At 63.0% G+C, this 20,336-nt stretch carries 18 protein-coding genes and 1 tRNA gene; 7 read left to right on the top strand and 12 right to left on the bottom strand.

The features are described from left to right. Positions 1-280: 280 nt before the first annotated feature. Positions 281-1,753 carry an ATP-dependent nuclease gene (locus JNC62_RS07370; protein WP_374837374.1) on the bottom strand — a complete coding sequence of 491 codons (1,473 nt, stop codon included), beginning with the start codon at positions 1,751-1,753 and terminating at the stop codon, positions 281-283. 670 nt (positions 1,754-2,423) lie between these two features. Between JNC62_RS07370 and JNC62_RS07365 the strand changes: the two genes are divergently transcribed. After that, positions 2,424-3,398, top strand: coding sequence for a hypothetical protein (locus tag JNC62_RS07365; RefSeq protein WP_374837372.1), 975 nt, complete (start codon positions 2,424-2,426; stop codon positions 3,396-3,398). On the opposite strand, the gene dusA is transcribed toward JNC62_RS07365, so the two are convergent. After that, a complete protein-coding gene (gene dusA, locus JNC62_RS07360) occupies positions 3,284-4,372 on the bottom strand; it encodes a tRNA dihydrouridine(20/20a) synthase DusA (RefSeq protein WP_374837370.1) in 1,089 nt (362 codons plus the stop codon). The genes JNC62_RS07365 and dusA overlap by 115 nt on opposite strands. 295 nt (positions 4,373-4,667) lie before the next feature. On the opposite strand from dusA, the gene JNC62_RS07355 reads away from it, so the two are divergent. Beyond that, positions 4,668-5,198 carry a gamma carbonic anhydrase family protein gene (locus JNC62_RS07355; protein ID WP_374837368.1) on the top strand — a complete coding sequence of 177 codons (531 nt, stop codon included), beginning with the start codon at positions 4,668-4,670 and terminating at the stop codon, positions 5,196-5,198. 59 nt (positions 5,199-5,257) lie between these two features. Here the strand turns inward: JNC62_RS07355 and JNC62_RS07350 are convergent, their stop codons facing one another. From JNC62_RS07350 to JNC62_RS07340, 3 genes are read right to left on the bottom strand one after another with little or no spacing between them, the layout of a single operon-like run. Further along, positions 5,258-5,653, bottom strand: coding sequence for a Fur family transcriptional regulator (locus tag JNC62_RS07350; protein WP_374837366.1), 396 nt, complete (start codon positions 5,651-5,653; stop codon positions 5,258-5,260). After that, a complete protein-coding gene (locus JNC62_RS07345; protein ID WP_374837364.1) occupies positions 5,650-6,483 on the bottom strand; it encodes a metal ABC transporter permease in 834 nt (277 codons plus the stop codon). Before JNC62_RS07345 ends, JNC62_RS07350 begins: the two co-directional genes overlap by 4 nt. Continuing rightward, positions 6,476-7,408: an ATP-binding cassette domain-containing protein gene (locus JNC62_RS07340; protein WP_374837362.1), complete on the bottom strand. Its 933-nt coding sequence runs from the start codon at positions 7,406-7,408 to the stop codon at positions 6,476-6,478. The genes JNC62_RS07345 and JNC62_RS07340 overlap by 8 nt, the downstream gene beginning before the upstream one ends. Before the next feature lie 99 nt (positions 7,409-7,507). Here JNC62_RS07340 and znuA point away from each other — a divergent pair, with 99 nt between their 5' ends. Together znuA and JNC62_RS07330 are read left to right on the top strand one after the other, a co-directional pair. Beyond that, positions 7,508-8,455: a zinc ABC transporter substrate-binding protein ZnuA gene (gene znuA, locus JNC62_RS07335; RefSeq protein WP_374837360.1), complete on the top strand. Its 948-nt coding sequence runs from the start codon at positions 7,508-7,510 to the stop codon at positions 8,453-8,455. 408 nt (positions 8,456-8,863) lie between these two features. Next, positions 8,864-11,293 carry a M10 family metallopeptidase gene (locus tag JNC62_RS07330; protein WP_374837358.1) on the top strand — a complete coding sequence of 810 codons (2,430 nt, stop codon included), beginning with the start codon at positions 8,864-8,866 and terminating at the stop codon, positions 11,291-11,293. Positions 11,294-11,399: 106 nt separating this feature from the next. Here JNC62_RS07330 and tig read toward each other — a convergent pair whose 3' ends face one another. The 4 genes from tig to JNC62_RS07310 all read right to left on the bottom strand — a co-directional run bounded on the left by tig (position 11,400) and on the right by JNC62_RS07310 (position 15,108). Then, the gene (tig, locus tag JNC62_RS07325) at positions 11,400-12,875 is read right to left on the bottom strand and encodes a trigger factor (protein WP_374837356.1); all 1,476 of its coding nucleotides are present in this window, start codon (positions 12,873-12,875) and stop codon (positions 11,400-11,402) included. Between the two features lie 264 nt (positions 12,876-13,139). Next, positions 13,140-13,224, bottom strand: a tRNA-Leu gene (locus JNC62_RS07320). Positions 13,225-13,411: 187 nt separating this feature from the next. Beyond that, positions 13,412-14,005, bottom strand: coding sequence for a GDYXXLXY domain-containing protein (locus tag JNC62_RS07315; RefSeq protein WP_374837354.1), 594 nt, complete (start codon positions 14,003-14,005; stop codon positions 13,412-13,414). After that, positions 14,002-15,108, bottom strand: a complete 1,107-nt coding sequence (locus tag JNC62_RS07310) for a DUF2157 domain-containing protein (RefSeq protein ID WP_374837352.1) — start codon at positions 15,106-15,108, stop codon at positions 14,002-14,004. Before JNC62_RS07310 ends, JNC62_RS07315 begins: the two co-directional genes overlap by 4 nt. Before the next feature lie 1,103 nt (positions 15,109-16,211). Between JNC62_RS07310 and JNC62_RS07305 the strand changes: the two genes are divergently transcribed. From JNC62_RS07305 to trmFO, 3 genes are all read left to right on the top strand, one after another. After that, the gene (locus JNC62_RS07305; protein ID WP_374837350.1) at positions 16,212-16,355 is read left to right on the top strand and encodes a DUF1127 domain-containing protein; all 144 of its coding nucleotides are present in this window, start codon (positions 16,212-16,214) and stop codon (positions 16,353-16,355) included. Positions 16,356-16,659: 304 nt separating this feature from the next. Continuing rightward, positions 16,660-16,803: a YjiS-like domain-containing protein gene (locus JNC62_RS07300; RefSeq protein ID WP_192244419.1), complete on the top strand. Its 144-nt coding sequence runs from the start codon at positions 16,660-16,662 to the stop codon at positions 16,801-16,803. A gap of 126 nt (positions 16,804-16,929) precedes the next feature. Continuing rightward, positions 16,930-18,345 carry a methylenetetrahydrofolate--tRNA-(uracil(54)-C(5))-methyltransferase (FADH(2)-oxidizing) TrmFO gene (gene trmFO / locus JNC62_RS07295; RefSeq protein ID WP_374837348.1) on the top strand — a complete coding sequence of 472 codons (1,416 nt, stop codon included), beginning with the start codon at positions 16,930-16,932 and terminating at the stop codon, positions 18,343-18,345. A 50-nt stretch (positions 18,346-18,395) separates the two neighbouring features. Here the strand turns inward: trmFO and JNC62_RS07290 are convergent, their stop codons facing one another. The 3 genes from JNC62_RS07290 to JNC62_RS07280 form a co-directional block, all read right to left on the bottom strand. Continuing rightward, positions 18,396-18,851, bottom strand: coding sequence for a hypothetical protein (locus JNC62_RS07290; RefSeq protein WP_374837347.1), 456 nt, complete (start codon positions 18,849-18,851; stop codon positions 18,396-18,398). A gap of 176 nt (positions 18,852-19,027) precedes the next feature. Beyond that, positions 19,028-19,915, bottom strand: a complete 888-nt coding sequence (locus JNC62_RS07285; protein ID WP_374837345.1) for a phytoene/squalene synthase family protein — start codon at positions 19,913-19,915, stop codon at positions 19,028-19,030. 32 nt (positions 19,916-19,947) lie between these two features. Next, positions 19,948-20,334, bottom strand: coding sequence for an Mth938-like domain-containing protein (locus JNC62_RS07280; protein WP_374837465.1), 387 nt, complete (start codon positions 20,332-20,334; stop codon positions 19,948-19,950). Positions 20,335-20,336: the final 2 nt, after the last annotated feature.

Below are 20,336 nucleotides of genomic sequence, written 5' to 3'. Positions count from 1 at the left end.
GGATTAATCTCTATGATAGTGTTTCGTTCACCATTTTCACTATTGCCCTCATTTCCGGATCAACATCATTCTCATGGAATTCGTCCAAGATCGCTGCGTTAGAAATGTTGAACCCGTATTTCCCTTGAAGGTCATTATTCAAATCGATAATAAACTGCTTTCCCGAAATTCTCTTTTTATACCCAACGTCTTCACAATCGCGATCGAACTCAGATTTGGCGAGCTTCAAAATCGTCGACGTATCTCGTCTATCCCGCTTGAGGGAATAGTACTTCGTTGCTCACGACTGTACATTTATCAAACAATCATCCATATGCTCAGATGCCAGAGCTTCCAAACTCGAACTAATATCCTCATCATTCAAGCCAATTTCCCGTCGTTTAGCAGCCTTCTGAATAGCTCTGGATAAAGGTCCTTGCTCCAATAGGTAATTTTCAATCTCCTTACGTCGCAGAACCCAACAAGCCACGCCAGACGCCTTCAATTTTTCCTTAAATTCCTCGATCTCTGCATCTGATCTATAGTCACGATCAAACAACGCCACTATTTTAGCCTCTAGTCCGAAAACCTCTTTGAACATCCAAGCCAAGTTGTCGACGCGATGCCAATGTTCGTAGCCTCCAATTTTAATTGAAAGTGTATCTGGATCACCTAATACACCTCCACTGCCCAGTTTTTGCTCAAATCTTTTGAAGATTGTACGGTCGTTCCCTTCGAAAGCGATCACACGCTTCGCCCTAGCCAACCGCGCGAAATCAGCATTCTCGGACGAACCCAATAAGGCGTGCGCACTCCGATAACCTGAATCTGAAGTGATACGGGCACCGCTCACCAGACCCGGCTTAATAAGAACTACATCCATTGCGTTTGCTTCGTTCATAATTTCAGCGGAATGCGTGGCAACAAATATCTGCTGAAATCGTCTCTTCGCTATATGAAACAAGCGTCGCTGAAGATCGGCGTGAAGATACACATCAGGCTCATCCAGCACTAACACATCATCTTCACCGCCTCGAAGAAAATGAGTCATCATTTGCAGCCATGCCTGAAAGCCAAACCCAGACCAGTATATTTCCCTATGTATACCATTTTCGGTATAGTACATTTGGAGAAGAGGCGGATAGCTCCCGTTCAATTCCGGCTGAGAAATATCTATACCCGGCCAGTGCATTCCAACCAGTTCGCGAAACTGCGAAAATTCGTCAGCCCCCTTACCCCTCCATATGTTCCTAAAGTTTCTCGCAGCCAATCTAGTGAATTCGACGGACCTTACATACTCCGGATCATTGGGTTTTTCACTCTGTTCAAATGGACTTAGAGTTGGAACAACGACGACCCTTTCTGGAAAACATTTTGAGAAGAAACCATTATTTCTCTGCACCTTCATATCTGCTTCGATATATACCTCTGGGGGCATATTCGGATTTACATCGATATGAAGTTTACATCCGCGGTCGTTCGAAATAATTATACTCGCATAATCGTCTGAGTAATTTCGGCAAATATTTTCTAGAGTTACACTGAATTCGCTATTAGAAACATCGTACTTCGCGCAGACTCCAAAGCCTTCGTAGCTCTTCAAGGTTGGGACGCGTCTCGTAGCAAAACGCTGAACGTCAGCAAACAAACGAAGAGCGTCAAGAATAGAGGATTTCCCCGCATTATTTGGACCTACAAGAACATTCCGCTCTCGACAGGCAATACCAAAACGCTCATGTTTTCTGAAATTTCGCACTTCGATGCGCTTGAACATGACTACCCGCTAATGATCGAAAATCGCATTTTTTTAATACTGCAAAAAGACGCATGCAATTTCAACTCATCGCAATCCATGCCAACAGATTCATACATTCTGCGTTCGGGGACAAAACTCACCAGCTCTTTTGCATTCTCAATAGCTTATCGTAATTTCATCCCCGCCCCCTTGGCCCGTGCCATAATCCCCTCATCCCGCCGCGGATACACCGCAAGGCGTTGCGGCGAGGCGGGGACGGCGCGGGACGTGAGGGACAGACGCGAGCCCTCATGATCCGGGTCCGCGAGACTGGTCCCCTCTGGTGACGGCGGGCGAAAAGCCCGAGTTGCGCACCGGACGTGCCGGAGCGGTGGCACACAGGGCGTCCGCCAAAAAACGGCGGGCGAGGCAGAGGACCGCGTTTGCGGGCAGAAACCGCCGAACGGGGCGCCGGAAGGTGCCACACACCCATTTCAGATGAGGCAGCTTCCAGCGCCCCGTCCGAAGCAAATTTTTTTTGAAAACCACGACGGCAGGCCGGGCGTGGCCGCAGCCGCATGCGCGGCGCGCGCCCCGGCGCGATGCCCCGGGGGCAAGACAGGACAGGATTGGACAGGGCCGGCGGTGCGGCGGCCGCACGGCACAGCACCGCCCCCGGCAATAGGGACAGACGCAAAGGAGCAAGCCCATGCCGACTGCATTTTCCGCCGCGCCGGCCAAAAAACCGGAAAGCCGCCTCGACGACGGCGTCCTGCGGGCGCTCGCCTACGGCGCCGCCACCCTGCTGCTCTTTCACGAACTCGTCTGCCGCTGCCGGCCGTGCCGCCGCGCCCGCGGCTGCCTGATGCGCAGCCGCGACGGCCGGCCGGACTGCCTCGGCGCCGCGCCGCCCGACGCCCTCGCCCTCCACGCCGCCCTGTTGGCGGAAACGGCACGGCTGCTGGAAACCCTCGCCTTCGCCCCGTCGACGCCGGTCGCGCCGCTCAGCCGCGATCCGGACGAGCGCGAGCTGCAGGAGGCGGCCTTCGACATCCTGCATGCGCTGCTGCCGCGGCAGGGCGCCCTGCGCGAGCGCCTTTCCGCCCGCCGCCACGCCCAGAACACCCTGTCGCGCCCGCCCTTTACCGGCGCCGACCTGGCCGAAGTTCGCGATTTCCTGCGGTTCGTCGGCGTGAAGCGGATCGCGCCGGAGCTGACCGGCGGCGTGCCCGCCACCCTGCCCCGGCCGCCCGCCAGAACCGCCGCTGTCGCCCGCTCGCCCCATCTCTCCGGAGCCGGCGGCAGCTCTGCGCGCCCGCCCGGCTCTTCCGGAAAAGCCGGTGGCCCCGCGTCGCATCCACCCGGGAACGGCGGCGGGACCGCGGACCTGCTCCATCCGTTTGGAAAGGACGGCGGGACCGCGGACCTGCCGCGTCCATTCGGAAAGGGTGGTGGCTGCGCGTGCCTGCAGCATTGGTATGGAAAGGGCGACGGGACCGCGTGCTTGTCCACTCCTGCCGCGCTGCGCGCCCGGCGTCGCGCCGGCTGCCTGGCGGACCCGGCGGTCGGCTATTCGGCCGCAGCCTTGGCGGCCGACGCGTCCAGCACCGCGGCGAAGGCGGCGTCGATCACCTCCGGCCCCGCCCCCGGCTTCGTGGCGTCGGCGGACAGAATCTGGCGGTAGCGGCGGGCGCCCGGGAACCCCTGGAACAGTCCGACCATGTGGCGGGTGACATGGTTCAGCCGTCCGCCGTCGCCGATCACCCGCGCCGCATAGGCCATCATCGCGTCGCGCACGCCTTCCCGGAAGGCAAGGTCGGGCGCAAAAGTCCCTCCCCCTTGTGGGGAGGGGTTGGGGAGGGGTTCTGCCGCGCAGGCATGAGAGAGCGGATGGGCAAACACCGCATCCACCCCGGCCAGCATGCCGCTGTCCTGGTAGGCGGCGCGGCCGAGCATGGCGCCGTCGAGCCCCTCGCCCGGCCGGCCGATCTCGTCAACCGCCTGCTTTAACGTGTGAAGACCGCCGTTCAGGCCGATGAAAAGATTTTCGTTTTCCGCCTTCAAACGCCGCACCAGCCCATAGTCGAGCGGCGGGATGTCGCGGTTCTCTTTCGGGCTCAGCCCCTGCAGCCAGGCCTTGCGCGCATGCACCCAGACGGCGTCGACGCCGGCGGCCTTGATCCGGGCGACGAGGTCGCGCAGCGCCACCTCCGGATCCTGGTCGTCGACGCCGATCCGGCACTTCACCGTCACCGGAATTTTCACCGCCGCCTTCATCGCCGCGACGCAGTCGGCGACCAGTTGCGGCTCGCGCATCAGGCAGGCGCCGAAGGTGCCGGACTGCACCCGGTCGGAGGGACAGCCGACATTGAGGTTGATCTCGTCATAGCCGAATTGTTCGCCGATCCGCGCGGCTTGCGCGAGTTTCTCGGGATCGTTGCCGCCGAGCTGCAGCGCCAGCGGGCGCTCGACCGCGTCGTAGCCCAAGAGCTTGTCGCGATTGCCGCGCAGGATCGCGTCGGCGACGATCATTTCGGTGTAGAGCACCGCATTCTTCGTCAGTTGCCGGGCGAAATAGCGATAGTGGCGGTCCGACCAGTCGATCATCGGCGCCGTGGCGAAGATCTTCTGCCCCGTCCTGAGTGCCTGCTGATACATGCTCCGTCCGCGTCTGGTGTGGATCTGGTGGCACTGCCGCGGCCGCCGCGCGATGGCGCGCCGGCTGCCGTCCTGCCCGAAAAACGGTTTCGTGCTGCTCATAGCGCAAGGAGCCCCGAAAAACCACCCTCGCCGCCCTCCGGTGTGTCCCTCGACCACTCCCGGATGGTAAAATGGACGAACGAATCGGAAAGAACCGCGCCATGCCGCCAGCCTGTCGCCCTTCCGTGGTGCTGCGGCCGATCGACGGCAAAACCTGCCGGCACGCCGTTTTCCCTGACCTGAGGAGTTCTCCATGCCGCTCTACGCCCTTGGCAACCACGTCCCCGCCCTGCCCGCCGACGACCGCTACTGGGTGGCCCCCGATGCACAGGTGATCGGTAAGGTGGTGATCGGCGAGGACGTCGGCATCTGGTTCGGCGCGACCCTGCGCGGCGACAACGAGCCGATCAGGGTCGGGGCTCACACCAACATCCAGGAAAACACCGTCATCCACACCGATCCCGACAAGCCGGTGACGATCGGCGAAGGCTGCACCATCGGCCACGGCGCCATCATCCACGGCTGCACCATCGGCGACAATTCGCTGGTCGGCATGGGCGCGACGGTGCTGAACGGCGCGGTGATCGGCAACAACTGCCTCGTCGGCGCCGGGGCGCTGGTGACCGAGGGCAAGGTGTTTCCCGACAACTCGCTGATCGTCGGCGCGCCGGCCCGCGTCGTGCGCACGCTGGACGACGCGGCGATCGAGGGTTTGAGGGCGTCCGCGGAGAGCTATGTGCGCAACTGGAAGCGCTTCAAGACCGAACTGCGGCGGATCGACTGAGCGCGGTGCCTGCTGCGATGTGCCGTTCCGAAGGGCAATGCGCCTTATGAAGGTCCGCGTCAGGCGCAGCCGGCACAGTGGCCGCGAACCTCGATGGTGGCCTTGCCGGGCCTGAAACCGTGATCGCGGGCGAAGGCGGCAAGCCGCTCCTCGATCAGGTGGTCGTGGAACTCCGTCACCTTGCCGCAGGCTTCGCAGATGGTGAAGGCGGTCAGGCCGTGCGCGCAGCAGCCCTGATGCGGGTGGGCGCAGGCGACGAAGGCGCTAATGCTCTCCAGCCGGTGGACGAGGCCGAGCTCGAGCAGCTTGTCGAGCGCCCGATAGACCTGCAGCGGCGCGCGAAACCCGTCGTCGCGCAGCTTGTCGAGGATCGTGTAGGCGCTGAGCGGCGCTTCGGCTTGGGAGAGCGCGTCGAGCACCAGCGACTGGTTGCGGGTCAGTTGCGGGGCCGTCATCGGTTACCCCCTCCGGTTGGCGCCGCGGAGATGCCGCTGCGCTCGCCGCGCCGCCGCGGCAGCAGGCTGGCCAGGAAGACCGCCAGCGCCGCCACGACGATCGAGGGGCCGGACGGCGTGTCGAACTTCAGCGAGCCGAACAGGCCGAAGGCGACGGCAACGGCACCGAGCAGCGAGGCGAGAACGGCCATGATCTCCGGGCTGGCGGCGAAGCGGCGCGCTGTGGCGGCGGGGATGATCAGCAGCGCGGTGATCAGAAGGATCCCGACGATCTTCATGGCAATGGCGATCACCAGCGCCATCAGCAGCATGAAGGCCAGCCGGGCCCGCTCCGGCTCCAGCCCCTCGGCGGCGGCGAGTTCCGGGTTCACCGTCGAGGCGATCAGCGGCCGCCAGAGATAGATGATCGCGAAGAGCACGAGAATGCCGCCGCCCCAGACGAGGCTGACATCGGCCTGCGTCACGGCCAGGATATCGCCGAACAGGAAGCCGACGAGATCGATCCGCACCCAGGTCATGAAGGAGACGATGACGAGCCCGATCGCGAGTGTCGCGTGCGACAGGATGCCGAGCAGCGCGTCGGTGGACAGCGAGCCCCGCTTTTGCAGCAGCAGCAGCACCATCGACACGGTCGCGGCGACGGCGAAGACGCTGACGGTCAGGTTCAGTTGGAACAGCAGCGACAACGCCACCCCGAGCAGCGCCGAGTGCGCCATGGTGTCGCCGAAATACGCCATGCGCCGCCAGATGACGAAGCAACCGAGCGGACCGGTGGTCAGCGCCAGGCCGATACCGGCAAGCAAGGCGCGGGTGAAGAAGTCGTCAAGCATCGCGCCGCTCCGCCACATTGTCCCCGCCCGTCGCGGCCGGGTTAGAATGAACCTGTCCGCAGCCGCAGTCCGGCCCGTGCGCGTGCACGATGCGCATCGGCCCGGCCCGGCCGGCGTCGCCGTGATGGTGACCGTCGGCGGGGTGACAATGGTCGGTGACGGAGCCGTCGGCGTGCAGCACGCGGCCGTCCGGCAGATGAGTGTGATCGTGGTGATGACTGTAGAAGGCCAGCGTCTGGCTGGCCCGCACGCCGAAGAGACGCAGATATTCCGGGCTCTCGCGCACCACTTCCGGCGTGCCGCGGCAGCAGACGTGACCGTTGAGGCAGATGACGGTATCCGTCTCGGCCATCACGACATGCAAATCGTGGGAAATGAGCAGGATGCCGCAGCCGGTCGTGTTGCGGATCGTCTTGATCAGATCATAGAGCGCGATCTCACCGGCGAAATCGACCCCCTGCACCGGTTCGTCCAGCACCAGCAAGTCCGGCTTGCGGGCGATGGCGCGCGCCAGCAGGGCGCGCTGGAACTCCCCGCCGGACAGGTGTTGCACCTCGGCCCGGGCGAGGTGGCGGATGCCTGTCGCCTCGAGCGCGGCATCGATCTCACGGCCCCGCAGCGACGAGGTCAGCGTCATCAGACGGTCGACCGTCAGCGGCATGGTCCAGTCGATCGCAAGTTTTTGCGGCACGTAGCCGACACGGAGGTTCGCCAGGCGCGAGACATGCCCTTCGTCCGGCCGGACCACGCCGATGGCCAGCTTGGCCGTCGTCGACTTTCCCGAGCCGTTCGGCCCGATCAGGGTGACGATCTCGCCGCGCGAAATCGAAAGGTCCACCCCGCGCACCAGCCATCGACCCTGCCGGCATGTCCCGGCGCCGGTCATGGTGACAAGCGGTGTGGCTTGAACATTGGTTTGCAGCATCGGAATTGTCCGCGGGTTCGGTTGCCCCTTGCTATGGCACACGTTATAGCATAACGCAACAAATGTAATAACATTACATAAACCGTTGGAGACCTCTCGATGAAACTCGCATCCGCCCTGCTGCTTTCGACCACCATGTTCGTCGGTGCTTGGGGAACCGCGCGGGCGGACACCCCGAATGTGGTCGTCTCCGTCAAACCGATCCATTCGCTCGTCGCATCGATCATGCAAGGCGTCGGCGAACCGAAACTGATCGTCGAGGGCGCTGCTTCTGCCCACACCTATTCGATGAAGCCGTCCAATGCGGCAGCGCTTCAGGACGCCGACGTCGTGTTCTGGGTTGGACACGGTCTCGAAGCCTTCTTGGAAAAGCCGCTACAGGCGTTGGCAGAAGGAGCGACGATCGTCGCGCTCGAAGATGCGCCGGGCCTGACCAAGCTGAAGTTTCGCGAGGGCGGTGCCTTCGAGCCTGACGAGCACGCCGACGATGAGGACCATGGTGCACAGGAGCACGCCCACGCAGAGGGCTACGATGCACACCTTTGGCTGGATCCGGCGAACGCCAAGGCCATGGCGGCAGCAATCGAAAAGGTGCTTTCGGCAAAGGATCCGGCGAATGCGATCACTTACGAGGCAAATCTGTCGGCCCTCAATGCCAACATCAACTCCCTCGACAAGGAGATCACCGACACGCTCGCTCCAGTGAAAGACAAGCCGTTCATCGTCTTCCACGACGCCTACCAGTATTTCGAGCATCGCTACGGCGTGCGCGCGGTCGGCTCGATCACGGTCAGCCCCGAAACGATGCCAGGCGCAGAGCGGCTCTCGCAGATCCGGCAAAAGGTCGCCAAACTTGGCGCCTCCTGCATCTTCGCCGAGCCGCAGTTCGAACCGAAACTGATCAATGTCGTGATGGAGGGAACACCGGCCAAGTCAGGCATTCTCGATCCGGAGGGAGCGACCCTGGCGGCGGGCTCCAATCTCTACATCGAGTTGATGCGCACGATGGCAACGTCCTTGAGGCAGTGCCTTGGGTCGGGCAGCTGACGCGCAGCCGGACGCGACGAGCGCCCCTGCCACCGGGCGGGGGCAGCCGTGCGGTGGTCGCCGTGGCAGTGCCGCTGGTAGCGAGGCCCAACCAAACGCATAGGTTTATTGTAGCTACACCTAATTTATCGTAGCCTCATCTGGTTGCAAAAGGTGGGATGGGCTACGCGGAAGAACTGTACTGCCGAAAGCCGCTCTGTTGACAACGGAGGAGCAAGCACGAAGGCAAGCGTGCGAAAATCCAGCATCAAGATGACCATCGCGCTGGAGGTGCAGCGATCGTGTAAAGTGAGATGGACCACCAGTCCAGGCCGTTGGTTCCCATAGCGCCCTGCCTCACCACAAATCTCAACGCATAACTGAAGTTCAGACGCCGCTTGTTCTGCGTGCTGCGGCGAAGGAGGAATCATGACCGCCAGAGCGCGACTGCAGCCGTTGCTTTTCGATTTGACAGGTGCGGAGAGCAATCCGGCCACCTCCTGGGCAGACACCTCCTGGTTCCGAACTTCCCCGACATACCACTTCGAACGCGGCGAATTGCCTTGGCGCGCGCTTCTGCAGACACCGGCACTGCAATGGCTCCGGCAATCCTGGATCGACCACGCCGCGGAAATGCATGCTCAAAGCGATCTGTCGGATGCAATGGCGCACCAGGGACCTGGCGCCACCGCGCCCGCTTCAGCGGCGAACGAAAACGGTACGGCTTCCGTGACGGCGTCGGTGGCCGCCACCGGCAACGCCATTATCGACGGCGTCCTCAGCGGGATACGCTGGAACGAGGCATCGATCACCTACAGCGACACCGATTCTCCGTCCGACTACCCGTCGGACTATCTGGTTGATGATGATGCCGACGGGGTCAGCGCCCAGTTTCAGGATTTCTCGCCGCTGACGGCTGCGCAAAGGCGCGCCTTTCACGCCGCACTGGACACGACGCAATATTCGCAGCTTGCCGGTGCGGTCGGCTTGTCGGTCGAAGGCTTTACCGAACTGGACATCAGCTACGCCGGCCCGGGCGCCGGCGAGGCGACCATCCGGGCCGCAAACTCCGGGGATGCGGCCACCGCCTACGCCTTCTATCCCGACAATGATCCGCATGGCGGCGACGCGTTCTACGGCAATGCCTATGACGGAACGTCCAACAGCTTCAAGGATCCGATCGCCGGCAACTATGGATGGCATGGCGTTCTGCATGAACTTGGCCATGCATTGGGCCTGAAACACGGCCAGGACGCGGGCGGTCCGGGCGACACCGCCCTGCCCGCGGTGTACAATTCGCTCGAATTCAGCGTCATGACCTATCCAAGTTTCATCGGCGACACGACCGAAGGCTATGACTACGAGCCGTTCGGCGCCCCGCAGACCTTCATGATGGCCGACATACTCGCCCTCCAGACGATGTACGGCGCCGATTTCACCACCAATGGCGGCAACACCGTCTACTCTTGGGACCCATCGAGCGGCAACTTCTACGTCGACGGCGCGCTGGCGATTGCGCCGGGTGCCAACCGGGTTTTCTCGACAATCTGGGACGGGAACGGCATCGATACCTATGACCTGTCCAATTATGCGACGCCACTGCGGATTAATCTGAAACCCGGTTCGAGTTCCACCTTTTCGGCTGCACAACTCGCCTATCTGGGCGGCGGGCCGAACGACGGCTTTGCCCGCGGCAACGTGTTCAACGCTTTCCAATTCGAAGGTGATCCGCGCTCCCTGATCGAAAACGCCAATGGCGGCTCGAACAATGATTCCATGACCGGCAATGCCATTGCCAACGTGCTGCGCGGCAATGGCGGCGACGATCGGATCGACGGAGGAGCCGGCAACGACACGCTCTACGGCGGCGACGGCGACGATATCCTGCAGGGCGGGCCCGGCGTCGACCGTGCCTATGGCAACAACGGGAACGATCGCTTCATCATCACCACCGGCTGGACCGGTGGCACGGGCGAAAGCTTCAACGGCGGAGCGGGCACAGACACGTTCGACGCGTCGTCGGTAACCACCGCCGGTTTCAACGCCGTGATCAACCTCGACACAGGCAGCTTCGCCCCTTCGCAAGGTGGCGGCGCCATAAGCCTTTCCAGCGTCGAAGCCGCGATCTCAGGCGGCGGCAATGACACCCTGACCGGGTCGGGGGGCGCCAACCGGCTTCGCTCCGGCGACGGCAACGACAGGCTCTTCGGCCTTGCCGCCAACGACTGGCTCATCGGCGATTCCGGCGACGACCTTTTGATCGGCGGCACAGGCGCGGACATCCTCGACGGCGGAGCAGGCCGCGACACGGCCTCCTACGCCCAGGCATCGAGCGGCGTGACGGCCAGCCTGGCGAATGCCGCGCTCAACGCCGGCGAAGCAGCCGGCGACAGCTTTCGCAACATCGAAAATCTCGTGGGATCAGCCTTCGGCGACCACCTCTATGGAAGGTCCGACGCCAACAATATCAGCGGCGGCCGCGGCAACGACCTGATTTGCGGAGCCGGCGGAAACGACATCCTCACAGGCGGAGCCGGCGCGGACGCATTCCTCTTCAACACCGCGATCGACAAGACGGCGAATATCGACAGGATCACCGATTTCTCTGTGCCGAGCGACACGATTCGGTTGGACAATGCCATCTTTGCCGCACTCGGATCCGAAGGTGTGCTGGCGGCGTCCGCTTTTCGGGCGAACACAAGCGGATTGGCCGCAGACGCCTCCGACCGGATCCTCTATGAAACCGATACGGGCCGGCTGTTCTACGATTCCAACGGCAATGAAAGCGGCGGGCGCGCGCAGTTCGCCTCGCTTGCCCCGGGCCTGGAGATCACCCACCTGGACTTCATGGTGGTCTGACGCGGCACCCCTGACTGCGGCCGTTCCCTTCGGTCCGGCCCAAGCCCCACAACGAAAAAGGCCGCCTGTTCGGCGGCCTTTCCAATTCCAGCACAATCGCCCGAGATTACTCGGCGCTGTCGTCTGCAGCCTTCTTCTTGGCCGCAGCCTTCTTCTTCGGAGCGGCGTCCTCGGCCTCGGCGGCCTCAGTCTTGGCGGCTGCCTTCTTCTTCTGTGCCTTCTTGTCTTCGGACTTGCCTTCCTCGGCTTCGTCGTCAGCCAGCAGATCTTCCTTCGAAACGGTCTTGTCCGTCACGGCAACCTGGCCCAGCAGGTGGTCGACGACCTTTTCCTCGAACAGCGGCGCGCGCAGCGATGCGGAAGCGCCCGGCGTGTTGCGGAAGTAGTCGAGGATCTGCTTTTCCTGGCCGGGGAATTGGCGCAGCTGCTCGAACAGCGAACGCTGCATTTCCTCGTCGCTCACCTGCACGCCGGCCTTCTCGCCGATTTCGGAGAGCACCAGGCCGAGGCGGACACGGCGCTCGGCGAGCTTGCGATACTCCTCGCGGGCTTCCTCTTCGGTCGTGTCCTCGTCGGCGAAGGTCTTGCCGGCCTGCTGCAGGTCGGTGTTGATCTGCCGCCAGATGTTCTCGAACTCGGCGTCGACTAGACGCTGCGGCGTGTCGAACTTGTACATCTCGTCCAGCTGGTCGAGGATCTGGCGCTTGACCTTCTGGCGGGTGACCGAGCCGAACTGGCTTTCGATCTGGCCACGTACGACTTCGCGCAGGCGATCGACCGATTCGAGGCCGAGCTTCGTGGCGAGTTCGTCGTCGATCTTCAGCTCCGCCGGAGCGGCAACGTCCTTGACCTTGATGTCGAAGGTGGCTTCCTTGCCGGCGAGGTGGGCGGCCGGATAGTCGGCCGGGAAGGTCACGGTGATGACCTTTTCGTCACCGGCCTTGAGGCCGACGAGCTGATCCTCGAAGCCCGGGATGAAGCGGTTGGAACCGATCACCAGTTCGGCGTCCTCGTCCTTGCCGCCCTCGAAGGCCTCACCGTTGACCTTGCCGAGGTAGTCCATCGTCACGCGGTCGCCGCTTTCGGCCTTGCCCTTCTTGCTTTCGTAGGTGCGGGCGCTCTCGGCGATCTTGAGGATCTGGTCATCGACTTCCTTGTCGGCGATCTCGACGACCTCGCGCGTGACCTTGATGCCGGAGGCATCCTTCAGCTCGATGGCCGGGATGATCTCGTAGGACAGGGTGAACTCGAAATCCGCCTGGGCGGCGAGGATCTTCTCGGCCTCGGCCTGATCCTCGGTCATCGCGATCTCCGGCTGCGTCGCCGACTTTTCGCCGCGCTCGGACAGAATCGCCGTCGGCTTCTCGCGGATGATCTCGTTGACGAGATCGGCCATCATCGACTTGCCGTAGACCTTCTTCAGGTGGGAGACCGGAACCTTGCCGGCGCGGAAGCCGTTGATGCGAACGCGGTCCTTGGCGTCGGCCAGGCGCTCGTTGAGCCGGGCCTCCATATCCTTGGCCGGGATGACGACCTTGAGTTCGCGCTTCAGCCCGTCTGCGAGCGTTTCGATTACCTGCATGTTCAAACCTTCGTTTCGATATGGTGGTGCCCCGGCCGGAACCGGTCCTTTGGCGGGCACCCCTCCGGGTCTATTTGCCGGGAGTGGCTTTACTGTTATCGGCGGCCTTTTGGCAAGCAAAATGGCGCTGCCGCGCATGATCCGCCCATCGAAATTGCGTTCGATGGATTCTCATGCGCCAAATTCAGGCCGTGCCGCCCCTCCTTCGGAGGTCTGCGGCCGGACTTTATGGGCGAGGCGCAGTATGCCAAGCCAAAGAGCTTCTGGTGCGGGTAGAGAGACTTGAACTCCCACGCCTTGCGGCACCAGAACCTAAATCTGGCGTGTCTACCAATTTCACCATACCCGCGTTCAGAAAGCCGCATCAGCGGTTTTGCCGTCCGGCGCCCACGATGGGCGCGCCTCCCGAGCGCGGCGCCTCTATAGCACCCGTTCGGCAGGGATCAAAGCGAAAATGTGATGGCGACGGCGCTTGCCGCGGCTGGTCCTAAAGGTGCTGGGAACCTCGCGGAAATCATCCGAAAATCCCCGCGACATCAATAGAGAGGCTCTTCATAGACCGGCTTGCCGTCCAGCACGATCTGCCGGATCTGCATCCTGCCGGTCGACGATACGCGCGCGTCCACTTCAAGCGCCTGCGCATTGCGCCCCTCCTCGAGCGCTCTGCCCTCGCCCTCGGGGACGTAGTAGCGCTCGATCCCGTAGGAGATGAATAGCGTTTCGGGCACCGCGCCGTCCGCACCGGGATGGTATTCGAACGGCAAGGTGCGCACCACGACGCTGCCGGGCTGTTCCGGCAGGGAACCGAACGACGCCTGACTTGCACTCCATAGCCCATCGGCACCTGGCACGAGCCGGACCGCCATCATCTGGCGCCCTGGCGTTTTCGGCGTCTCGCCAACGATGATCGACCGTCCGATCGTCGAGATGGCGTAGCCAAGCGTCACGTAGTCGCCCCGTAAAAGATCGCGCGGGTCCACCGGCATGGTTTTCAAACGGACATCCACGCCGTTGCGCAGAATCGATGCCCGGCTTTCGACCATGTAGCCGAGAACGGCCGTCTGCGTCAGCGCGGCCACAACGGCGGCCAGCAAGGGAGAAATCCGTAAGAACGAAACGGGTTTGCTCATTGCCCTGTCTCCAGGTTGGTTCGGACGGCCAAACGCCGCTCCAGGCGGATGACGATCCAGGCGATCGCTGCCACCACCAGGCCGGAGATGAGAAAGAAGCCGGACGTGCCGAGAATGGAGCCGAGCGTTTCCGCCGCCAAGTACAGCACTTCCGCGGCAAAGGCAGCATAGGCGAGATAGCGCACGGCGCCATTGTCGCGCCCGGACAGCGCGATGGCGGCGATGGCGGCGGCAAGCACCGCGATGCCGAGCAGCAGCCGCTCGCCGACGCTGTTCGTCTCGAGATGCAGGATCGCAAGGCCGATCAGCAGCAGCGAGAAGGCATAGAAGGCCGGCGCGGCCCCGGCGCTTGCAGCCAGCGGCCGCAACGGCGAGCCCCGTAGCGTGGCAAGCAGATAGCACGCGCCGCCAATCCCGGCGATTGCCAGCGCCATCGGGGGGCTCTCGTACTCTCCGTAGAGAAGCAGGACCCAGGCCATCATCAACAGATAGGCGAGGTGGCGTGCCCGCGATGCGCCGGTGAAGCGAACGAGGCCGATCACCACCAGCGCCATGGCGGGCATCAGCCAAAGCAGCAGCCTGTCCTCCACGCCAAACGTGCCGGACCACTCCACGCCGGCCACCAGGAATGCCAGGAAGCCGCAGACCGCCGTGGCCGCAACGGATCGGTATAGAAGCGCGGCGATGGTCGCACCGGCAAACCAGGCGAGCGCGGCCTCGGTCGCATCGCCGGACAGATGGTACATCTGGCCGACGAGCGCAATCGCGCCGCCAAAGAACAGCACGCCCGCAACGAGAACGGCCTCAGACAGACGCAGGGCGCCGCGGTTGCGAAGCAGGCCCGCCGCAAGATGCGCAGACCAGATCAGCGCGACGATGCCGACGAGCCTGGCGACCCGCGGGATCACCTCCCAGTTCGCCGCGATCAGCAGCAGCACCGCACCGCCGAGCAGCAATGCTGCGATCACCATCAGCACGCGGCCGAGGCTGAACGAGCTGTCGCGCTGGTCATAGTCGGCCAGAAGCCTGCCGGCCGTCGCCCGATCGATCAGACCTTTCTCGGTCCAAACTCTCAGGTCCCGCTCCAATCGTCCCCGATACATCGATACCCAACCCTTCCCGATAGGCGCACTGGCGGCGCTCGGTCGCCCGCCCTTGCCGGCGACAGACTAGCGCGCAAGCGACAGACAACACAACTGCAGCGGAAGATCCCAGCGGCAGGCCTTCCCTAACCCCTTGCCGGGTCCGGCGCCATTTCCCACCTGAATACGAGCCGCACAATCCTTGAGCCGCAATTTCCGGGCCACCGCGCCCTAGGCCGCGTCTGTGACATGCGTCTGACGCATATCATCCATGCCCATATTGCACTGCACAAATCCGATTCACCGGACTATATTCCAAACATCGGAACGGAAACGAACCGAAGCCGCAGAAATCCAGGCGCCAAGCGCGACGGACGATGCAGCGAAGTGGCACTGGCCAGCCATCTGGGATCCCCGGAAAGGCCCGTCCACCGAAGAGGTGGTCGACAGAATTCGGTGCGGCGCACTCCTCCTCCCAGTGCCGCCCCGATGCGATTGGCAACACTCCTCCTCCCAGTTGCCAATCACCCTTAATGACGCCCGCCGGATCTCCTCCCCCGGCGGGCGTTGTTGATTCCGCCCCGCACCCGTTTGCTGACGATACATGGCGGCACCCGCAGGCGGGTCGATCTGCCCCCCCAATTCAGCCATGTCATTCATGTATCTGTCAAATTTCGATACCAGAGCAACACGTGGCTGCGACATTATTGCATGGGTGGCATTCACCATTGCCCCTTTAAACCGGCGCGACTGGCCTCTATATAGCAGGTGTCAATCGGGCGACGCACTCCTCCTCCCAGCTTAGCCCGATGCGATTGGCAGCACTCCTCCTCCCAGTTGCCAATCAAGATAGCGACGCCCGCCGGATCTCCTCCCCCGGCGGGCGTCGCGCTTTATTGCTCTGCAACAAAATTGCATGCTCAGAGCCGTTGCAAACCCTGCGGCATATGCGCGCCATTTGGGCAGAAATTTGTCAATTTTCTACTTGACATGCGCTGGACGCATGACTGCCATTCGGCTTTGTCTCTGTCATTCGCACCCCGCTCAGCCTATATCTCGGTCATCAGATCAGGGCGACGCCGATAGAGGCAGTCAGCCGCAGAACCCAGGAAAGGGGTACGACCATGAACCTCGCACGTTCCTTCAGCAATTGGCGCAAGTATCGTCAGACGGTCAACGAGCTCGGCCGTATGAGCGACCGCGAGCTCAGCGACCTCGGCATCGGCCGTTCGGACATTCCGTACGTTGCCCGCCAGGCCGTCAAGTAAGCCCGACCGACGGTCTTCGCGATCCACGTTTGAACGCCTTCCGGAGAGATCCGGAGGGCGTTTTTCTTTGCCGCATCATCGCAGCGCAGCATTGTTTCCCCGGCCAGCCCTTGCGTATTCAAAACCGTGCCATTACAAGAACATATCACCCAAACAGCGTGCACGCACATTTGCCGTTCACTGCAATGCACAAATGCATGGCAGCTGCACTTTCTTTGCACTGCACAAAGCCGGGCAAAGTGAGTAAATAGAGATCAACAACCGAGGACGAGACATCCCGGTCAACCCTGTGAGGAGAAGAACCATGAACCCGATTCGCATTGCCAAGAACTGGATCAGCTACCGCCGTACCCTGAACGAACTCGGCAACCTGTCCAACCACACGCTGTCCGACATCGGCCTGACCCGCCACGACATCCGCAGCATCGCAGCCCGTTCCTTCCGCTAAGACAGCCGAATTCCGACGCTGCGGCCGATCACGGCGACGCGCGAGGAACGATCAAACGGCACCATTCGGTGCCGTTTTTGATTCGGGCGATTGGAAGTGCCGCTACCGCGTGATATGCACCCGCCCATGACGAACTCGACCTCCCACTCTCCCATCCATGTTGTCGGCGGCGGCCTCGCCGGAAGCGAGGCGGCATGGCAGATTGCCGAAAGCGGCATCCCGGTCATCCTGCACGAAATGCGTGGCGTGCGCGGTACCGACGCGCACAAGACCGACGGGCTGGCAGAACTGGTCTGTTCCAACTCCTTTCGCTCGGACGACGCCAGCAGCAATGCGGTCGGCGTGCTTCATGCCGAGATGCGGCTGGCGAACTCGCTGATCATGCGTGCGGCGGACGCCAATCAGGTCCCGGCCGGCGGAGCGCTCGCCGTCGATCGCGAGGGCTTTTCCGCGGCCGTCACGGCTGCGATCGAGGGCCACCCGCAGATTACGGTCGTGCGCGAGGAAATCACCGGGCTGCCGCCGGAGGCATGGGACCAGGTGATCATCGCGACAGGACCGCTGACGGCTCCGGGCCTTGCCGCCGCGATCCAGGAGCGCACGGGCGCGGATTCGCTGGCATTCTTCGACGCCATCGCGCCGATCGTGCATACCCACTCCATCGACATGGACATCTGCTGGCACCAGTCGCGCTACGACAAGGTCGGGCCGGGCGGAACCGGCAAGGACTACATCAATTGCCCGATGGACGAGGCGCAGTACAATGCCTTCGTCGACGCCCTGATCGCTGCCGACACGACCGGCTTCAAGGAATGGGAGGGCACGCCCTATTTCGACGGCTGCCTGCCGATCGAGGTGATGGCGGAGCGCGGCCGGGAAACCCTGCGTCACGGCCCGATGAAGCCGATGGGCCTGACGAACGCCCACAACCCGACCGTCAAGCCCTATGCGGTGGTCCAGCTCCGACAGGACAACGCGCTTGGCACGCTCTACAACATGGTCGGGTTCCAGACGAAACTGAAATACGGCGCACAAGCCGAGATCTTCCGGATGATTCCCGGCCTTCAGAACGCAGAGTTCGCCAGGCTCGGCGGCCTCCACCGCAACACCTACCTGCAGTCCCCGATCCTGCTCGACCGTTCACTGACGCTGAAGGGCCGGCCCGGACTGCGCTTCGCCGGACAGATCACCGGCTGCGAAGGCTATGTCGAGAGCGCCAGCATCGGCCTGCTGGCCGGACGCTTTGCGGCGGCCGAACGGCGCGGCAAGGCGCCGTCGCTACCGCCGGAGACGACCGCCTTCGGCGCGCTGCTTGGCCACATCACCGGCGGACACATCGTATCCGACGACGAACCGGGCAAACGCTCGTTTCAGCCGATGAACATCAATTTCGGCCTGTTCCCCGAACTTGAGCCCGGAACGATCACCAAGCCGGACGGGATGAAACGGTTCCGCGGCAAGGACAAGGCCCTCGCCAAGAAACAGGCGACCGCCGCGCGTGCGCTCGAGGCGTGCCGGCAGTGGCTGCAGGCCAGCCAATAGTCAGGACAAAGTAGCGCCGCATATCCGCATCGAGCCCTGCGGCGCCACGATCAGGTATCGGTGATCATCGCTTGCGGCGATTCGTCCGTATCCGTTGCCGGCAACAGGCTGCCCAGCAGCCACAGGGATACTTCGGCCGCCTCGCCGCTCGTGGCAAACTCGAATGTGCCGTTATCCGAGGCGCTTCCGACGAACTCCAGCATCAGACCCATGCCGCTTGCGCTGTTGTGCACGTGTACCGAACCCGGTTCGATCAGGTGGCTGGTGAAATGCTGGCCATGCGCGCGCATGCAGCCGACCTTGCCGTCATGCAGCCGGAGAAAGACGCTGTCGCCGTTTGCCGTGCTGATGACTTCGCGGATGGCCTCGTTCGGATAGGCCCGGCCGAATTCGAGGATCGCCAGCCCCGTGTCGTTTGAGGCCCGCCTGGGCTCTTCGCGAAGGCGCAGGCGCATGAAGACATAGCCCGCAAGGAAAATGCAGGCGATTACGACGGTCCAGATCATCTTGCATCCTCCCGACGGCCGCGTTGGATCGGACCCGTCATACACCGCGGGGCTTGCGCCAATTTTGCGTGTGGCAGGTGCCGCCGAAGAAAATGCCGCAGTGGGCCGATCCAGAGCATTCGACATGGCCCACGATTACGGGCAAGGCGCTGCCGTGGTGCGGGATCCGGATGGGCTCAGAAGCGGCCCGTCCGGAGCGCGCGCCACATCCACCACTGGCGGCGCCACTGCGCCGGCAGCAGCGTTCGCTCCAGTGCGTCGGCACCTGCCCTTTCCGCCAGACGGAACACGTGCGGCGCGATCGCAACCGGCAGGAAGGCCGCGCGATTGGCCGGCGCGATCTCGCCGGCCAAGCTGGCCTTGCGCAGGTGGTCCCGGCCGAGACCGGCGAAGGCCTCCACCGAGCGGGCGATCCGCGCACGATCCGATCCGGCGAGCAGACCCGCAGCGTCAAGCCCGGTTGCGGCCAGAAGGTCACCCGGGATGTAGACCTGCCCGCGGCGGCGGTGGGTCGGCAGCAGCAACAACAGGCCCGCGATCGCCTGGGCGACACCGGCATGGCCGGCGATCGTCGCCGATCGTTCGGCACCGGCTGGATCAAGAATGAGGCTTGCGAGCTGGATCAGCGCCGACGCGGTCTCGCCGGCATACCCTTCCAGCGCGCCGCGATCCGGCATGGGGTCGTCATAGAGATCGAAGATGCGTGCCTCGATCATGTCAGTCAGCACGCTGACCGGCAACCGGTGCTCGGAAATGCAATGAAGCAGGCCCGCCGCAAGCGGGTTCGCGTTGGCATCGCCCTCGCCGCGGCCCTCCAGCGTGTCGCGCCACCACTGCAGGCGGATCTCCCCCGGCAGCGGCTCGTGGACGACATCCCGGACGCGGGCGATTTCGGCATTGAAGGCGTAGAGCGCGGCCAGCGGTCCGCGCCGGCTCTCCGGCGCCAGAAGGCAGGCGAGATAGCGGTCGCGGTCAGTGTCGCGGAGGACGGAGAGGCAGTGGGCGTAGTTCGCCTCGACAGCGGCCTTGCCGTCGCGCCCGTCCGTTGGATGATGCTGCTGCATTGGATTGTCCGGTATCGTGCGCGGTTTTGAAACTAGACCGCGATCAGCGCCGCCGCGACGGCGCGCGATTCGGCGAGCATGACGTTGAAGGTGCGCACCGCAGCGCCGGTCGACATCGGATCGGCGCTGATGCGGTGCTCCCGAAGGATGGCGCGCAGTTCTTTGGAAAGCGGCTTGATCTCCAGTCCGGTGCCGACGAGCAGCACCTCGATCTGCGCCGCCTCCGCCAGCACGCGCTCGAGATCCGTCGCGGTCAGGGATTGCGCATCCTGCTTGTCCCAGCCATAGATGCCCGACGGCAGGAAGATCACGGAACCGCGATGCGACATGTCGGCGAAGCGAAAGCCGCCATTGCCATAAGCGTCGATCGGTGCGCGGCCGGGGAAATGCGCCTGCCGGATTTCGATGCCCTTTGCCATCG

The organism is Mycoplana ramosa (assembly GCF_041930185.1).
In the GTDB taxonomy this organism is placed as follows: Bacteria; Pseudomonadota; Alphaproteobacteria; order Rhizobiales; family Rhizobiaceae; genus Mycoplana; species Mycoplana ramosa.
This window is presented reverse-complemented; position numbering and strand designations above follow the sequence as displayed.

What these genes read in the sequence shown, in the direction of transcription:
- JNC62_RS07300 (WP_192244419.1), top strand. Translation starts at nt 16,660, where the DNA reads ATGAACCCGATTCGCATTGCCAAGAACTGGATCAGCTACCGCCGTACC.
- JNC62_RS07355 (WP_374837368.1), top strand. Translation starts at nt 4,668, where the DNA reads ATGCCGCTCTACGCCCTTGGCAACCACGTCCCCGCCCTGCCCGCCGAC.
- JNC62_RS07285 (WP_374837345.1), bottom strand. Translation starts at nt 19,915, where the DNA reads ATGCAGCAGCATCATCCAACGGACGGGCGCGACGGCAAGGCCGCTGTC.
- JNC62_RS07365 (WP_374837372.1), top strand. Translation starts at nt 2,424, where the DNA reads ATGCCGACTGCATTTTCCGCCGCGCCGGCCAAAAAACCGGAAAGCCGC.
- znuA (WP_374837360.1), top strand. Translation starts at nt 7,508, where the DNA reads ATGAAACTCGCATCCGCCCTGCTGCTTTCGACCACCATGTTCGTCGGT.
- JNC62_RS07290 (WP_374837347.1), bottom strand. Translation starts at nt 18,851, where the DNA reads ATGATCTGGACCGTCGTAATCGCCTGCATTTTCCTTGCGGGCTATGTC.
- JNC62_RS07350 (WP_374837366.1), bottom strand. Translation starts at nt 5,653, where the DNA reads ATGACGGCCCCGCAACTGACCCGCAACCAGTCGCTGGTGCTCGACGCG.
- trmFO (WP_374837348.1), top strand. Translation starts at nt 16,930, where the DNA reads ATGACGAACTCGACCTCCCACTCTCCCATCCATGTTGTCGGCGGCGGC.
- dusA (WP_374837370.1), bottom strand. Translation starts at nt 4,372, where the DNA reads ATGTATCAGCAGGCACTCAGGACGGGGCAGAAGATCTTCGCCACGGCG.
- JNC62_RS07280 (WP_374837465.1), bottom strand. Translation starts at nt 20,334, where the DNA reads ATGGCAAAGGGCATCGAAATCCGGCAGGCGCATTTCCCCGGCCGCGCA.
- JNC62_RS07330 (WP_374837358.1), top strand. Translation starts at nt 8,864, where the DNA reads ATGACCGCCAGAGCGCGACTGCAGCCGTTGCTTTTCGATTTGACAGGT.
- JNC62_RS07315 (WP_374837354.1), bottom strand. Translation starts at nt 14,005, where the DNA reads ATGAGCAAACCCGTTTCGTTCTTACGGATTTCTCCCTTGCTGGCCGCC.
- JNC62_RS07370 (WP_374837374.1), bottom strand. Translation starts at nt 1,753, where the DNA reads ATGTTCAAGCGCATCGAAGTGCGAAATTTCAGAAAACATGAGCGTTTT.
- JNC62_RS07345 (WP_374837364.1), bottom strand. Translation starts at nt 6,483, where the DNA reads ATGCTTGACGACTTCTTCACCCGCGCCTTGCTTGCCGGTATCGGCCTG.
- JNC62_RS07310 (WP_374837352.1), bottom strand. Translation starts at nt 15,108, where the DNA reads ATGTATCGGGGACGATTGGAGCGGGACCTGAGAGTTTGGACCGAGAAA.
- tig (WP_374837356.1), bottom strand. Translation starts at nt 12,875, where the DNA reads ATGCAGGTAATCGAAACGCTCGCAGACGGGCTGAAGCGCGAACTCAAG.
- JNC62_RS07305 (WP_374837350.1), top strand. Translation starts at nt 16,212, where the DNA reads ATGAACCTCGCACGTTCCTTCAGCAATTGGCGCAAGTATCGTCAGACG.
- JNC62_RS07340 (WP_374837362.1), bottom strand. Translation starts at nt 7,408, where the DNA reads ATGCTGCAAACCAATGTTCAAGCCACACCGCTTGTCACCATGACCGGC.